Origin of the sequence: Saccharopolyspora pogona (assembly GCF_014697215.1) — a bacterium.
GTDB classification, from domain to species: Bacteria; Actinomycetota; Actinomycetes; order Mycobacteriales; family Pseudonocardiaceae; genus Saccharopolyspora; species Saccharopolyspora hattusasensis.
The window spans coordinates 7,429,554-7,444,454 of sequence record NZ_CP031142.1 but is presented as its reverse complement, the minus strand read 5'-3'; the positions used below and the strand labels follow the sequence as shown (position 1 = coordinate 7,444,454).

14 protein-coding genes and 4 pseudogenes are annotated in these 14,901 nt (G+C 67.7%); 9 read left to right on the top strand and 9 right to left on the bottom strand.

Translation table 11 applies throughout. The features are described 5' to 3' along the window. Positions 1 to 505 precede the first annotated feature (505 nt). The 6 genes from DL519_RS35100 to DL519_RS35075 form a co-directional block, all read right to left on the bottom strand. Positions 506 to 1,132 carry an arginase family protein gene (locus tag DL519_RS35100; RefSeq protein WP_190821222.1) on the bottom strand — a complete coding sequence of 209 codons (627 nt, stop codon included), beginning with the start codon at positions 1,130 to 1,132 and terminating at the stop codon, positions 506 to 508. A gap of 53 nt (positions 1,133 to 1,185) precedes the next feature. Beyond that, entirely contained in the window at positions 1,186 to 2,019 is an 834-nt protein-coding gene (locus tag DL519_RS35095; RefSeq protein ID WP_190821220.1) for an NAD(P)H-binding protein, read from the bottom strand. Positions 2,020 to 2,098: 79 nt separating this feature from the next. Further along, the gene (locus DL519_RS35090; RefSeq protein ID WP_190821218.1) at positions 2,099 to 3,115 is read right to left on the bottom strand and encodes an aldo/keto reductase; all 1,017 of its coding nucleotides are present in this window, start codon (positions 3,113 to 3,115) and stop codon (positions 2,099 to 2,101) included. Beyond that, on the bottom strand, positions 3,112 to 3,438 hold the full coding sequence (locus tag DL519_RS35085) for an L-rhamnose mutarotase (RefSeq protein WP_190821216.1): 327 nt from the start codon (positions 3,436 to 3,438) through the stop codon (positions 3,112 to 3,114). Before DL519_RS35085 ends, DL519_RS35090 begins: the two co-directional genes overlap by 4 nt. A 12-nt stretch (positions 3,439 to 3,450) precedes the next feature. Then, positions 3,451 to 4,200 carry an SDR family NAD(P)-dependent oxidoreductase gene (locus tag DL519_RS35080; protein ID WP_190821214.1) on the bottom strand — a complete coding sequence of 250 codons (750 nt, stop codon included), beginning with the start codon at positions 4,198 to 4,200 and terminating at the stop codon, positions 3,451 to 3,453. Further along, positions 4,197 to 5,519 carry an L-fuconate dehydratase gene (locus DL519_RS35075; RefSeq protein ID WP_190821212.1) on the bottom strand — a complete coding sequence of 441 codons (1,323 nt, stop codon included), beginning with the start codon at positions 5,517 to 5,519 and terminating at the stop codon, positions 4,197 to 4,199. The genes DL519_RS35080 and DL519_RS35075 overlap by 4 nt, the downstream gene beginning before the upstream one ends. 412 nt (positions 5,520 to 5,931) lie before the next feature. Between DL519_RS35075 and DL519_RS49130 the strand changes: the two genes are divergently transcribed. Both DL519_RS49130 and DL519_RS49125 read left to right on the top strand, forming a co-directional pair. Continuing rightward, positions 5,932 to 6,531 (top strand): amidohydrolase family protein, encoded by a 600-nt coding sequence (locus DL519_RS49130; RefSeq protein WP_263399747.1) that lies wholly within the window; start codon positions 5,932 to 5,934, stop codon positions 6,529 to 6,531. Next, entirely contained in the window at positions 6,515 to 6,877 is a 363-nt protein-coding gene (locus DL519_RS49125) for an amidohydrolase family protein (RefSeq protein WP_190821208.1), read from the top strand. The genes DL519_RS49130 and DL519_RS49125 overlap by 17 nt, the downstream gene beginning before the upstream one ends. Before the next feature lie 70 nt (positions 6,878 to 6,947). On the opposite strand, the gene DL519_RS35060 is transcribed toward DL519_RS49125, so the two are convergent. Continuing rightward, positions 6,948 to 8,129, bottom strand: a complete 1,182-nt coding sequence (locus DL519_RS35060) for a macrolide family glycosyltransferase (protein WP_190821206.1) — start codon at positions 8,127 to 8,129, stop codon at positions 6,948 to 6,950. A gap of 423 nt (positions 8,130 to 8,552) precedes the next feature. Here DL519_RS35060 and DL519_RS35055 point away from each other — a divergent pair, with 423 nt between their 5' ends. The 7 genes and pseudogenes from DL519_RS35055 (at position 8,553) to DL519_RS35030 (ending at position 13,900) form a co-directional block, all read left to right on the top strand. Next, complete coding sequence (locus tag DL519_RS35055) at positions 8,553 to 9,251, top strand: MBL fold metallo-hydrolase (RefSeq protein WP_190821204.1); 699 nt, start codon at positions 8,553 to 8,555, stop codon at positions 9,249 to 9,251. Positions 9,252 to 9,677: 426 nt separating this feature from the next. Beyond that, positions 9,678 to 9,980 (top strand): annotated as a pseudogene (locus DL519_RS50500) (transposase); the annotation flags it as partial. A gap of 205 nt (positions 9,981 to 10,185) precedes the next feature. Continuing rightward, the gene (locus DL519_RS35050; protein ID WP_223839878.1) at positions 10,186 to 11,250 is read left to right on the top strand and encodes a transposase; all 1,065 of its coding nucleotides are present in this window, start codon (positions 10,186 to 10,188) and stop codon (positions 11,248 to 11,250) included. Positions 11,251 to 11,493: 243 nt separating this feature from the next. Beyond that, positions 11,494 to 11,775 (top strand): hypothetical protein, encoded by a 282-nt coding sequence (locus DL519_RS49525; RefSeq protein ID WP_317891411.1) that lies wholly within the window; start codon positions 11,494 to 11,496, stop codon positions 11,773 to 11,775. 175 nt (positions 11,776 to 11,950) lie between these two features. Next, positions 11,951 to 12,712 (top strand): annotated as a pseudogene (locus DL519_RS35040) (aldehyde dehydrogenase family protein); the annotation flags it as partial. A 14-nt stretch (positions 12,713 to 12,726) separates the two neighbouring features. Continuing rightward, entirely contained in the window at positions 12,727 to 13,077 is a 351-nt protein-coding gene (locus tag DL519_RS35035; protein ID WP_190821199.1) for a hypothetical protein, read from the top strand. Further along, positions 13,074 to 13,900, top strand: a pseudogene (locus DL519_RS35030) (aldo/keto reductase). Before DL519_RS35035 ends, DL519_RS35030 begins: the two are co-directional and overlap by 4 nt. 583 nt (positions 13,901 to 14,483) lie before the next feature. Here DL519_RS35030 and DL519_RS49120 read toward each other — a convergent pair. Both DL519_RS49120 and DL519_RS49115 read right to left on the bottom strand, forming a co-directional pair. Beyond that, entirely contained in the window at positions 14,484 to 14,648 is a 165-nt protein-coding gene (locus DL519_RS49120; protein WP_263399855.1) for an ArsR/SmtB family transcription factor, read from the bottom strand. Further along, positions 14,649 to 14,894: pseudogene (locus DL519_RS49115) on the bottom strand (hypothetical protein); the annotation flags it as partial. Positions 14,895 to 14,901: the final 7 nt, after the last annotated feature.

Here is a 14,901-nt window from a genome sequence, read left to right as displayed (position 1 = left end):
CACAGTACGCGGTCGCGCACCCGACGTGACCAAACCGCGTTCGCTCCCCCACGAGCACCCTGGCTCAAACCGTTCTCGAATCGACGAAACCGAACGACGCCACTTTTCGTCGATCAACCCAAGCAAGGCACATTCGGACTTGATCAACTCGGCCCCAGGCCCACGGCTGGCTTGAACCTTCCGGATTCTGATGATTTGTCCGATTCGAGGCGGGGCCGGCTTGTTCGGGTTCCTCCCGGATCGGCGCGCGTGGAAAGCGAGTGGGATGAAGACCGGGAAAGCAGCTGCAAGCCGCTGCCCGTGGGCACCCGGATCCCAGACGCGGTGGTCGGCGGGTCGGCGTCTTCGCGCTGGATTCCAGCCATGACGCCACTCGTCTTGTGGTGGTCACCCAGAAGGGCTGAGCCGCCGAGCACCTCGGCTTGGACGTTGTGGCCGGGTGGTGCCTGCCGAATCGCACCACCCGGCTCATGGCACCGCCGCGCGCCGGTCGAGGGGCGACTCGTCACGGCATGGCGGTGTGGCATTTCCGGCTTCGGGACGTCCGGCGATCGGTCTCCAGGATCACCGGACTTGGCCGGGCATCGTTGGTCGCGCCGGACGAAATCGTTGCTGTCCCGGCAGATCGACTAGCGCGGCGCGTTGCTCGCCGCCAGCAGGTCAGCCAGCACTCGTGATCTGGCTTTGCCGTTGTGCTCATCGGGATGTCCACCAGCAGTGCACGGCTCTCCGGCAGCGGGCGGAGCCCGAGCCGGTCCGCGATCAGCTCGGGGCGGTAGCCGACCGCGATCCGCACCGGCATTCCGCCCACGTAACCGGATTCCGTGGTCTCCAGGGTCTGCACGTCGCCCTGCGCGTCGAACCAGACGATCGGCACCTCGGTCCCCAGCCGCTGCAGCCCGGCGAGAACGGCGAGAGAAACAATGCAGTCCCCGGACACCACGGTCGGAACCTCACCTCGGTCGACGGCACGAGCTACCTCGTCCGCGACGGCGGGGTACAGCACGCCGAGGCGCTGCCACACGTCGCCGTGGGGCAGCGGCAGCTCCATTGCCGTGAGGTCGGGCGGCAGCGGAAGACCGGGCTCCGGCAGTCGCTCACCGGGGTGGTAAAGCACCGAAACAATCGCCATGGCCCGAGATTAAGGGTCTCGGGCAACGTCGGCGACCGGTTTTCCGGACAGTATCAACGGAAGTCGTCGGCGTGGTCGACGGCCCACTGGGTGAAGGTGCGTGCGGGACGCCCGGTCACCTGCTCGACCGTCCGCACCGGCACCTCCGGGTTCTGCGCGCTCTGCTGCCGGTAGGAGAGCAGCGTGTCTGCGACGCCCGCCGGAACGCCGTCGACGACCCAGCGGGCGCGGGTTTGCTCAGGAGTCTCCTCCTCAAGCCTGATCTCCCGGCCGATCGCGGCGCCGATCGCCTGCACCTGCTCGCCCACCGTGATTGATTCCGGCCCGCTCAGCGGGTAGGCCACCCCGGAGTGCCCCTCCTCCAGCAGGGCGGTCACCGCCACTGCCGCTATGTCGTCCTCGTGAATCGGCGTCTGCCGCGCTTCGGCGTACGGCTCGCGGACGACGCCTTCGGCGCGGATCGATTCGGCCCAGGCCAAGGAGTTCGTCGAGAAGGGGCCGGGTCGGAGGTAGGTCCACTCGAAGCCGCCCGCCGCCACCGCCTCTTCGAGCACGCGGTGCCGCTCGCCGATCAGGTTGCTGTCGGCGAACTCCACCGCCTTCGAGGACAGCAGCACGATACGTCGGACGCCGGCCGCCTTCGCCTGCTCGACGAACGTCCCGACGCCTTCGGGCACCGGGAACAGGAAGACGCGGTCGACGCCGGCAAGCGCCTTCGCCAGCACATCCGGCTCGGTGAGGCCGCCACCGACGACCTCGACACCGCCGGGCAGCCCGGCCGTTTCCGGCCGCCTGGTCAGCGCCCGCACCGGCGCTCCGGCCGCCAGCAGACGATCGACCACACGACGCCCTACGTTGCCGGTCGCGCCGCTCACCAACACGGTCATGGAGAATCCCCTCAGCTCACTGGATGATCACATTCACGCTAGGACCTCCAGCGCACTCGAAGTCAATCGAACGAGCGGTTCATCCCCGATGTCGGCTTCGAGCCCGATATCCGGTGGGTGGCAAGCCTCGCCGGAGCAGCCCTGCTGCGATCAGGTCGCCCCACAACTCCGCCGGCACCGGTCGATCGAACAGTTCGGCGTTACCCCGGACCTCCTCGGCCGACCGGGCCCCCACCACGACACTCACGACCGCAGGATGTTCTGCGGCGAAGGCCATCGCAACCTGCGGGACGCTCACGCCGTGGCGGTGGATCACCTCCGCCATGCGGGCCACGCGCGCTCGCAGTTCCGGCGCGGCCGGGGCGTAGTCGTACATGGCTTCCGGCCCCAGCTCGTCGGTGGCCAGCACACCGCCGTTGAAGACGCCGGCGGCGAGGACCGACACGTTGCGCCGGAGGCACGCCGGCAACATGCTGTCCACTGCGGACTGTTCGAGCAAGGTGTACCGGCCCGCGAGTAGCACCGCGTCCACATCGGTTTCCGCCACGAACCGCTCCAGCATCTGCCACTGGTTCATGCCGACCCCGATCGCGCCGATCACGCCCTGGGCCCGCAGCTCGTGCAAGGCCGGGTACGCCTCGCTGACGGCCTGCGCCCAGTGGTCGTCCGGGTCATGGATCAGCACCAAGTCGATGCGGTCCAGGCCGAGCCGCCGCAGGCTGTCATCCAACGAGCGCCGCACCCCGTCGGCGCTGAAGTCCCAAACCCTCCGGTGATCGGCGGGAACCTCGAAACCCGCGTCGTCCTGCATCCCCGCGCCTCGCGGATCGGGCACCAGCAGCCTGCCGACCTTGGTGGACACGGCAAACTCGTCCCGCGGGCGCCCTGCGAGGGCTCGGCCGAGCCGACGCTCGGCCAGTCCTAGCCCGTAGTGCGGAGCAGTGTCGAAGTAACGGATTCCTGCGCCCCACGCCGCATCTACCGCACCGAGCGCGGTGTCTTCGTCCACCGCGCGGTACAGGTTGCCGATCACGGAGCCCCCGAACCCCAGCGCCGAGACCGAAACCTCGGACCCACCCAGCCGATCCGACTTCATGCGCCGTGGCTTCTGGGTAACTCCCACACCTGCTTCAACCCGGTGTCCGCGCCCGAGTAGTCGTCCTCGACGGCCAAGAGCTCGGACATCGTGGCCTGCCAGGCGACATTCACGGGGTGGTCGCGCAAGGCACGCCGCATCGCCCGGTAGTCCTCAACCTCCACCACGTGGAACAGGTCCTGGCCGTCGCGCCAGATCCGCCAGCTGTGCACGCCCGCAGCCCGCAGCGCCGCGTCGAGTTCGGCCGGGATAACCGCGTGCACCCGCTCGTACTCGGCTTCCTTGCCGGTTTTGAGCTTGGTGTGCAAGGCAATTCTCTGCATCTCCAGGTCCTTTCAGTTCTTCCGCAGGCGCAGGCCCTGCATCCCGCCGTCCACCGCGAGCGCCGTGCCGGTGGTGGCCCCGGCCGCCGGACCGGCCAGGTAGGCGACGGCCGCGGCGACTTCGGCCACCGACACGAGCCGCCCGGTGGGCTGGCGGGCCTGCAGCGCACGCAGTTCCGCGTCCGGATCGTCGGCGGCCGCGAGCAGCCGGCGCACCCAGGGCGTATCGACGGTGCCCGGGTTGACGCAGTTGACGCGGATTTCCTCCGACACGTGGTCGGCGGCCATCGCCAAGGTCAGCGACAGCACCGCGCCTTTGCTCGCGCTGTAGAGCGCCCGGTTGGGCAGCCCCGCCGTGGCCGCGATCGAACAGGTGTTCACGATCGCCGCGGCCGACGACTCGCGCAGATGCGGCAGGCACGCTCGGGTCGTGCGCACGATGCCCAAGACGTTGACGTCGAAGACCCGGCGCCACTCGTCGTAGTGGTTGGTCTCGACCGTGCCCTGCGCACCGATCCCAGCGTTGTTGACCAGGACGTCCACACCGCCGAGCCGATGCGCGACCTGCTCGACCGCCGCGGACACCGACTCCTCGTCGACCACGTCGCAGCGTAGTCCCAGCACGTCCGCCGGCACGCCGGACGGGTCGAGGTCGAGGGCTGCGACCGCGGCGCCGCGTGCGGCGAGCTCGGTGACCACCGCCAAGCCGATACCCGAACCACCTCCGGTGACGACGGCGGTCTGACCGGCGAATTGGCTCATGCGTCCGTCCCCCCGGCGATCGACTTCCAAACCGTGCCGTCGGGGTATTCGTAGTCGACCATCGCCTCCGGTCGCAGCCGCGCGGAGAACCCGGGGCGGCTCGGGGCCAGGTAGTTGCCGCCGCTGAGCCTCACCGGGTCGACGAAGTGCTCGTGCAGGTGGTCGACGTACTCGATGACCCGGTCGTCCATCGACCCCGACACCGCGACGAAGTCGAACATGGCCAGGTGCTGCACCAGCTCGCACAGGCCGACCCCGCCCGCGTGCGGGCACACGGGCACCCCGAACTTCGCGGCGAGCAACAGGATCGCCACGTTCTCGTTGACCCCGGCGACGCGCGCGGCGTCCAGTTGCAGGTAGGACAGGGCGTTCGCCTGCAACAGCTGCTTGAACACGACCCGGTTCGCCACGTGCTCGCCGGTGGCGACCCGGACCGGCGCGATCGCCTGCGCGATGGCGGCGTGCCCCAGCACGTCGTCCGGGCTGGTCGGTTCCTCCACCCACCACGGGTCGAACGGGGCGAGTTCACGGATCCAGTCGATCGCGGTCCCCACGTCCCAGCGCTGGTTGGCGTCGACCGCGATGCGGATGTCCGGCCCGACCGCCTCGCGGGCGATCCGCAGCCGCCGGACGTCGTCCGCCAGGTCCGCTCCGACCTTTAGCTTCACCTGCCGGAACCCCTGCTTGACCGCATCCCGGCAGAGACGCCGCAACTTCTCGTCGGAATATCCGAGCCAGCCCGGAGTCGTGGTGTACGCCGGGTAGCCGCCGTCCCGGAGCTGCGCCGCGCGCTCCGCCCGACCCGGCTCGGCCCGCTGCAGGATCTCCAATGCCTCGCCCGGTGTCAGGGCATCGCTGAGGTATCGGAAGTCGACGAGCTCGACCAACTGCTCCGGTGCCAGCTCGGCGAGCAGCTGCCACAACGGCTTGCCCGCCCACTTGGCCTTCAGGTCCCAAAGGGCGTTGACCACGGCCGCGATCGCCATGTGCACCACGCCTTTTTCCGGCCCCAGCCAGCGCAGCTGTGAGTCGTGCACCAGCTCCCGCCACATTCCGCCGAGGTCGTCCAGGGTTTCCTTTACGGCGCGACCGACCAGTGCGGGCTCCAGCGCCCTGATCGCCGCGGTCTGCACGTCGTTTCCGCGGCCGATGGTGAAGGCGAAGCCGTGCCCCTCCAGGCCGTCGGTCGCGTCCGTGCCGATCACGACGTAGGACGCCGAGTAGTCCGGGTCCGGGTTCATCGCGTCTGAGCCGTCCAGCTCGCGGGAGGTGGGGAACCGGATGTCGTACGTCCGCAGGCCGGTGATCGTCGATGGCATCACGTCCACCTCGCTTCAGGCACTACCGCTCCTCCCGGCAACGGGTGTGTCCCTAAGGTATAGCTACCTCCACCGCGAATTCCAACTTTGATCCGCGGCGGCCTGGTCGTCGACCTCGACCGGTCGGTCCCCGACGAGCGGCGGGCAGCCGACCACCCGATCGACCTGCTCATCGTGGACGGCAGGATCATCGCAATCAGTCCCGACATGCCGGCGGCCGGCGCGGCGACCATCGACGCGACCGGCGTGCTCGTGCTGCCCGGGTTCGTGGGCACCCATCGCCACATCTGGCAGACCGTAATGCGGCATCGGGGCGCGGATTGGGGTTTCCGGGACTACTTCGGGAGATCTTCCACCGCATCGGGCCTCGGATTCGACCGGCGGACGGGTACGCGGGCACCTTGCCGGAGCCTTGACGGCACTCGACAGCGGCGTGACCACCCTCGTGGACTGTGCCCACGTCCAGAACACCCCTGCCCATGCAGATGCGGGCATCGATGCGCTGCGCGACGCCGGGATCCAGGCCGTCTTCGCGCACGGCTGGCCGTGCACCGATGCGGATTGCTGGCTGACGAACAGCACCGAGCCGAATCCGGCCGACCTGCGCCAGCTGCGGGAGAAGATACCCGGTGATGACGGCCTGATCACCCTGACCATGGGCGCACGCGGACCACGCAGCGCGGTCCCTGAAGTCACCACCGCAGACTTCAGGATGGCGCGCGAGCTCGGGATCCCGATCACCATGCACGTCTCCGGCAACGACTACGTAGCCCTGCCGGACGAAGCGGTCCTGCTCGGGCCGGATCTCACCCTCGTGCACGTCTCGAGTTGCGGCGACCGCGAGCTCGAGCTCGCGGCCGACCACGGCGTCAGCATCTCCATCTCGCCGCAGATCGAGCTGACCATGCCCGGGCTCGGCCTGCCGACGATCGAACGCCTGCTGCACGCCGGCCTCGCACCAATCCTCAGCGTGGACAGCGAAACCGCCGCAGCAGGTGACATGTTCACGTAGCTGCGGATCGCGGTCGCGGCGCGCACCGTCGCCCGCAGGACGGCAACTGTCCACAAGGGAGGTTCTGCGCTGGGCGACCTCTCATGATGCAGTTGCCTGCGGCGTGGCAGACCGCACCGGCTCGCTGACGCCGGGCAAGGAAGCCGACGTGGTGCCGCTGAGGGCCGATGACGTGAAACTTTCGCCGCTCAACGCATCCGCCGAAGCGCTCGTGCTCGCGGCACACCCGGGCAACGTCGACACGGTGCTGGTCGCCGGCCGGGTGGTCAAGCGCCACGGCAGGCTGATCGGGGACATGGCGCGGGCCGGACGGCTCGCTGCGTCCGCCAGCGAACGCCTCGGCTAGCCGTGGTTGCTTCGCGTTGCCGAACGGTGGGCCACCGGGGTTGCCCGGCAGCCCACCTCGACATCGGTCGTCACAGCATGGATTCGAGGATTTCGACGGCCCGCCGCAAGCCACCGGCTTTCTGGATCTCCTGCCGCATTTCCTTCAACCGCAGCCGAACCACCTCACTCGTGGTGATCTGCTCCAAGGCCGCCCGGAGCTGCTCCGGGGTGACTGTCTCGCAGTCCAGCCGGGTGCCCAGGTCGAGTTCCTGGATCCGGGCCGCGTTCATGAACTGGTCGGTCGCCTGCGGAACCGCGATCAGCGGCACCCCGTGGGATAGGCCCTCCATCGTGCCGCCCATGCCCGCGTGCGTGATGAACGCGCTCGCCTGCGACAGCACCCGGAGCTGCGGAATCCATTGCCGCACCTCGAAATTCGGCGGGAGCTCACCGAGTTCCGCCGGGTCCGTGGACCGCCCGACCGACATCACCACGTGCCAGTCGAGGTCGGCGAACGCCCGCAGGCATTTGCGGTAGAACTCCAACTGGTGGTTGTAGGCCGAGCCCAGCGAGATCACCAGCACCGGACGGGAATCCGGGGCCTGCCAATCCCCCTGGAATGCCCGGTCGGTGAGCATCGGGCCGACGAAGTCGAACGCGTCTGAAACCCGCTCCCCGTACTGGAACGTCTGGGGAATGGTCACGATGCCGCGGCGCGGCTTCCCCATGTCCTGGAAGGTCACCTCGACACCCTGCCGGACGAAGTACTCGTCGTACCTGGCGTGCACCGCGGAGGACTCGGGCGACGGTTCGATGCCGAAGGTCTCCTCCACGCCTTCGAAGTAGACGTGGGTCGGAGACAGCTGGATGCAGGGCACCTGCCACTTCTCCGCCAGCACGAGGGCGGGGAAGGCCGCGATGTCGTACACGATGAGATCCGGACGGTCCGCCGCGTACGCCCGTTCGAGCTGCGGCACCGCGGCCATGGTCTCGTCGAGGAACATCGTCAGGGCCGGGACCTCTTCTTCCGGCCACTCTTGCGTGGCGGCCGACGGCCCCGGCAACGTCGAGGTGTAGCGGACCGGCGACGCACCGGCCTCCTCGACCTGTGCCGCGAAGTCATCGGTCGTGGCGTACGTGACGCGGTGCCCGCGCTCCACCAGACCGGTGACCAACCCCAGTCCAGGGTTGACGTGTCCATGCGCCGGGATGGACATGAATGCGATGTGCGCGGGCCTGGTGCGGAAGCTGTTCTGAGCCGTCTTGGCCATCTGGTTCTACTCCTGATCAGAAGCGCCCTCGGTCAGCGAGGAGCGCGGAAGGTAGCTCGGATCGCAGCGCACGACCGCATCAGCCACTCGTCACAGAACATCGGCACGCGGACAGCCGGAGATCAGCAGTCAGCGCCCGGGGTTTTCAAGAGTGTGCACGAATCCCCTGACCGGGGAACGGGATGCGCGTCGAAGCGCCGTGGGTCAGACGGTGGAGTCGCCTGAACATCGCCGCGTTCGCGGCGGCTTGATCAGTGGTAGAACTGCTGCCATTGGGCCATCGTTCGAGCCTAACGGACAGCCCGCCCGATGTCGCGTCCATTTCGCCGAGGCGCGCGTGCTGTGCGGCCGGTCACGCAGCGAACACGTTCACCCGCAACGAAAACGGCGAGCGCCGGCCGAACGGCGACTTACGTTGGTGGCATGGACGTGATCGAGGTCGTGCCGAACCTCCACATGCTGCGGCTCGAATTCGGACAGGCCTACCTGTGGCACGAGGGCCGCTCCGCGACCCTCACCGACACCGCGATCGCCGGTTCCGGTTCGGCCATCACCGGGCTGCTGACCGAACTGGGCATCGATCTGGAGCTGATCGTCATCACCCACGGGCACGAGGACCACGTCGGTTCCGCCGCCGAGCTCCGGGCCGCTACCGGTGCACCGGTGCTGGCCCATGGGGCCGACGCGCCCGTCGTCCGGGGCGAGCGGAAGAAGGCCGAGCCCGTGCTGCTCGATTGGGAACGCCCCCTGTTCGAGCGCATCAACCCTAACGTCCCGCCTGCGCCGCCCTGCCCGGTCGACCACGAACTCGGCGACGGGGACGTGTTGGACTTCGCGGGCGGCGCGCGGGTGATTTCCATGCCGGGGCACACCGATGGGAGCATCGCTGTTTATTTGTCAAAGAGCCAAATTCTCTTCACTGGGGACACGATCGCCAACGTTGGCCAGCTGATTCTCGGCACGTTCAACGTGGATCGCGCGCGGACCATCGAGTCGTTCCACCGCCTCGCCGGACTCGACACCGCGGTCGCCTGCTTCGGCCACGGGGAACCGATCAGCAGCAATGCCGGTGCGGAACTCCGCGCAGTGGCGCAAAAACTCACGACGGACCCTGCTGGCTAATTCCGCGAGGGGCTGGGGCTGGTGTCACTGCGGGAGTGGTCCGGTTCTGCCTCGCCAACCGGTGTGCGGTGAACGGCCTGTTCACCTCGATAGGAGCCTGTTGCAAAATTACGCCCACCACGGACCGTGATCGATCGATCACGGCTGAGATGGCCACTGGCGGACAAACGGCGGCGATCGAGACTGATTTGGTACTTCGGTTCAGCCGTTTTCGCCGAAAACGCAACAGGCTCATAGACGACACGAACGGTCCGTTCGCTCCGTTCATCCGATGTGAGCCCGGGGCTGTTGGTGTGCGGTGAACGGCCTGTTCGCTTCGGTAAAGAGCCTGTTGCGTTTTCCGGTTTGTCCGGATGGGATCATGGTGGGGTGGCGAAGGGGTTTCGGCGGGTTGATCGTGATCAGCAGTTTCTGCTTCCGGTGGATATGCGGGAGTGGTTGCCTGCGGGTCATCTGGCGTGGTTTGTGCTGGATGTTGTCGGCGAGTTGGATATCGAGCCGTTCTGTGGCCGGTATCTGCTGGGTGGTGCCGGGCGTCGGGCGTATGACCCGAGGGTGCTGCTGGGGTTGTTGATTTATGGGTATGCGGTGGGTGAGCGTTCGTCACGTCAGATTGAGCGGTTGTGCGAAACGGATGTGGCTTTCCGGGTGATCTGTGCGCAGGATGTGCCGGATCACACCCGGATCGCCCGGTTCCGCAAGGACAACATCGACGCGTTCGAAGGCGTGTTCGCTCAGGTGCTGGCGTTGTGCGCCCGGGCGGGCATGGTCCGGTTGTCCACAGTGGCCATTGATGGCACCAAGATCGCCGCGGACGCCTCGCTCGAGGCATCCCATGATCTGGGGTGGTTCCGCCGTCAGGCCGATCAGATCATCGCTGAAGCGCAGGCCGTCGACGAGGCCGAGGACGGCGCTTTCGGCCCGGACGCGCGTGGTGACGAGCTGCCACCGGAGCTGGTTGATCCGGTCGGCCGGGCCGCCGGAGATCCGGCGTTGTCTGGACGAGCTGGAAGCCGAAGAGGCCGCCGCCGCCGCAGCAGCGGCCGAGAAGAACACCCAGGCCCGGTTGCATCTGCAACGGGTGGCCATCGAGCCGGTGCCTGGTCGTCTGCCGGCGGGGGTGGACCGTGTCGAGGCGGCGCGGGCCCGGCTGGAGCGGGAACGCGCCCGTCGCCAGGGCGAGATCGACGCCTACAACGCCGCGGTCGCCGCCGCGCTGGCGGAAGGCCGCCCACGGCCGCTGGGGCGGCGGGTCAGTGATCCCGAGGGCGGCAAACGGATGAAGAAAGCCCGCGCGGCGCTGGAGGCCGCACTCGCCGCAGCAGAGGCCACCAGCGAGAACAACCGGACCACAACCAGCAACAACGGCAGCAACAACGGCGGTAAGAAAGAGGACACGCCGCCGCAGCGCAACGTCACCGATCCCGACAGCAGGATCATGCCTACCCGGCGGGGCTGGATCCAGGGGTTCAATGCCCAGTTCGCGGTCTCAGCCGACCATGTCATCACCACGCTGGGACTGAGCGACAATCCCGCTGATACCGGCGAGTTCGCGGACATGCTCACCCGCACTCAGGCCACCGCCGAGTGGCTCAACACCCACCGTGACACCCCTGAGGACATCGGCACGGCCCTGTTCGACGCGGGCTACTTCAGCGACGACAACCTCACCCATCCCGGGCCGGACCGGCTGATCGCGCCAGGGAAATCCCGTCATATCCAGCGCGAGGCCGCCACCAATCCCGCCAGCGGCCCACCCCCTGAGGGCGCCACCCCCGTCGAGGCCATGCGTCACCGGCTGCGCACCCCCGAGGCAGCGACGCTCTACAAGAAACGCGGCGCCACCGTCGAACCTGTGAACGGCCTCATCAAAGACCGCCACCGACTCCGGCGGTTCAGCCTGCGCGGCCTGGCCGCTTGCCTCGGCGAACTCAACCTCACCGCCGCAACCCACAACCTCCGCCGCCTGTTCACCACCCTCCACACCACCACAACCTGAACAGGGGGTGGGCCTCCGGCCCACCCCCTGTTCAGCAACCACACCCGAATCCACCGGGATCCGGGCCACAACACCCAAAACCAAAACCGCAACAGGCTCTAAACGACACGAACGGTCCGTTCGCTTCACGCCCGCACCTTCCCAAACAGCCCCAACACCGCGCCGAATTAACCAGCAGGGTCACGACGTAGCCCAAAACAGTTCGGCCTTCACCGAAACAACACTTCCCTACAGTTGCTGGTCATGGACACCATGACGCCCGGCAACGACGCCCGAACCAACAGCAGTGCTGCGGTCGACCACGTGACCATCGCGCCGAGCATCCTGTACTTCGGGACGCCGGTCGTGCTGTTGTCCACCGAGAACTCGGACGGCACCGCCAACTTCGCGCCCATGCCGTCCGCCTGGGCACTCCACCACCAGGCTCGCGGATGCCGCGCCGAAGTGGAGCTTTCTAGCCGGGCGCGAGAGCTACGACCTCGACGGCGTTCCCGTGACCTGCGGCAAGGTCACCAGCTGAGCTGACCGAATGCGCCGGCCCCTGTGCTCAGATGAGCCGACGGAGGGCGGCGAGTAGTTCGGTCCGTCCCTTCGGGGTGAGCGCGGCGAGGCGTTCCTGCGGGCCGACGCGCGCCACTGACCCGCCCGCCCCCGGCGATCAGATTCCTCGCCGGTCCGGCGAAGTCGGGGTGGCCGCAGCACCGGCCGGATGCTGGCCGAGCGAGCCGGACGCGCGCTGAAGCGCTCGGTGATGGAACTGGACGGTTACAACCCGATGGTGGTCCTCGCTGACACCGAGCTCGACTTCGCGACCCGTTCGGCGATGTACAGCGCGTTCCTGCACCAGGGCCAGATCTGCATGAGCGCCCGCAAGGTGCTCGTCGAGCGCGAGCTGTACCCGAGGTTCGTCGAACGGCTCGCCGAACTCACCGCCGCGCTGCCCCAGGGCGATCCGGCCGACCCGGCGACCATCATCGGCCCGCTGATCAACGATCGTGCCGTCGAGGTGGTGCAGACGCGCATCCGCGACGCCGTCGCCAAGGGGGCGAAGATCGTCACCGGTGGCGGATACACCGGCCGGGTGCACGAGCCGACCGTGCTGGTCGACGTGCCCGAGGACGCCGCGGCCTCCTGCGAGGAGACCTTCGGCCCGCTGCTGGTGGTCCAGCCGGTCGACAGTGCCGACGAGGCCGTCGAGATCGTCAACCGGTCCCCGTACGGGCTCACCGCCTCGGTCCTGACCGCTGCCCCGCACCGGGGATTCCGGCTCACCGAACGAATCACCTCCGGGATGGTCCACGTCAACGGCCTCACCGTCGAGGACGCGATCGAGGCCCCCATCGGCGGAGTCCGGGACAGCGGATGGGGCCGGCACGGCGTCCACTCCCGTGAGGACCTCACCGACCTCGTCTGGATCAACGTGCGCAGCGCCGACGCCCGGCCGCTGTTCGCGGACCTGTGAACCCGGAGGCGCAGATGATCGTCCGACTGCCCGTCTCCTACATGCTCGATCGCAAGGCCCGGCACGCCGCGCGCGTGGTCCGCGCCGCCTTGGCGAACGGAATCCGCACGGTGGAGCCCGAAACCGAGGCTCAGCGCCAGTGGGGCGCCGTCATCGAGGAGAGCAGCCGGCGCGACCTGAACTACCTCGCCACGTGCACTCCCGGCTACTACACCGGCCAAGGGGATATCTCGCGCGGCTTCTTCAACGACATCTACCGCGGCAGCGAGATCGACTTCTGGGAAATGATCGACCAGTGGTGGGAAAGCGGGATGATGCCCGGAATCACCGGGGCACGCGAGCACGACGAGGAGAAGCCAGCCTGATGACCGTCCCCGGGATAGAGCTCAACGATGGCCGCCGGATTCCCCAGCTCGGCTTCGGCGTCGCCGAGATCGATGCCCGAGCGACCGTGGAGAAGGTGAAAGCAGCGCTCGACGTGGGCTACCGGCACATCGACACCGCGCAGATGTACGGCAACGAGGAGGGGGTCGGCAAGGCGATCGCCGACTCCGGCATCCCGCGCGACGAACTGTGGATCACCACCAAGCTCCACGTCGACGGGCACGGCCGCGACGAGGCCGTGGCACGACTCGACCGCAGCCTGGAACTGCTCGGCCTGGACTACGTCGACCTGTACCTGATCCACTGGCCACGACCGAGGCAAGACCGGTACGTCGAGACCTGGCAGGGTTTGGAATGCGCGCAGCGGGCGGGCAAGGCTCGTTCGATCGGCGTCTCGAACTTCCAGATCCCGCACCTGGCGCGGCTGGCCAGGGAAACCGCGACCGTGCCGTCGGTCATCAGATAGAACTCCACCCGAACCTGGCCCAGCGGGAGCTGCGCGAGTATCACCAGGGCCACGGCATCACGACCCAGGCGTCGGGCCCGATCGGCCGCGGCCAAGGACTCCTCGACCATCCAGAACTGTCCACATTGGCCGGTGCATACGGCAAATCGGCCGCGCAAATCGTGCTCCGGTGGCACATCCAGCTCGGAAACGTCGTGTTCCCGAAGTCCAACCGCCCGGAACGGATCGAGGAGAACTTCGAGATCTTCGATTTCTCCCTCGCCGAGGACGACATCACCGCGATCGGGAGGCTGGACACCGGCACCCGGCTCGGGCCGGATCCGGACCAGGCAGGTTAGCGGGGAACTTGGCGGGGCCCGGGCTCCGTCTGCGGTGGTTGTGCAGCAGATTCAGCCGACGCGCACTGAGAACCGTCGTTGAGCAGGAGATCGATCGGTCCCCCGAACTTCACGACGTATCGAGCTCCCATCGTCCGCGCCTGCCCGTAACAGAACGCGGCTTGAGCCTTGCCCAAGGCAAGGTCGGTGATCTCGTGGACGGTGGCCACGAGATCACCGAATGCTGCGCTTACCGGCCACCGGCGCTGCAACTGGCGCAAACACAAGGCAAAGTGCACACCTGCGCTCGGTGTCGGCAGGGCGCCGTCAACTCCGGACACAGAACCGGACGATCAGATGTCCGTGCTCGCACCAGAACCCGGTCGCCGTCATCATCGACGCACTCGATCACCAGTGGCGACAAACCGGAAAGCACCATGACAGCGGGAACCTCGACAGCATGCACCAGATGATCCTGAATTCGAAGAAACCACAGGTGGAAGCCTTGTTTGGCACGACTTTTTCAAGATCACCGCACGCGAACCCGAGGGCTTTTGGTCTTCGGGTCCAGGGTTCGAGCCCCTGGCGGGCCTGCCATCCGTGGTCAGCCATGGTGTCGAATGCCCTCGACGGTGTGTTCGGCGAACTCCAGGGCCTCGTTGACCAGCGCGGAGAGGTGGTCGCTTGTGATGCGGTAGAGCATCCGCCGGCCGTCGCGGCGGGCGCGGACCAGACCGGCCAGCCGTAGTCGGCCCAGATGCTGTGACACCGAGGAGCGGGATGCCTCTACCTGGGCGGTGAGCGTGGTGACGTCCTGTTCGCCTGCACTGCGACCCGCACCTCGTAATTCCCGGCACCCACCACGTCGATCTCGATCCAGCGGAGTGGAGCACGCTGATCTACAACTTCCGCCACTACTTCGGCCTTGGCCGGGAATTGGGGCACAGCTTCCGTTCCCAGACCCCGCGGCCAGAAGCGGAGAACACCCAGTCTTAGAGCAGTGTTTCGCGCGCACGAGGCGG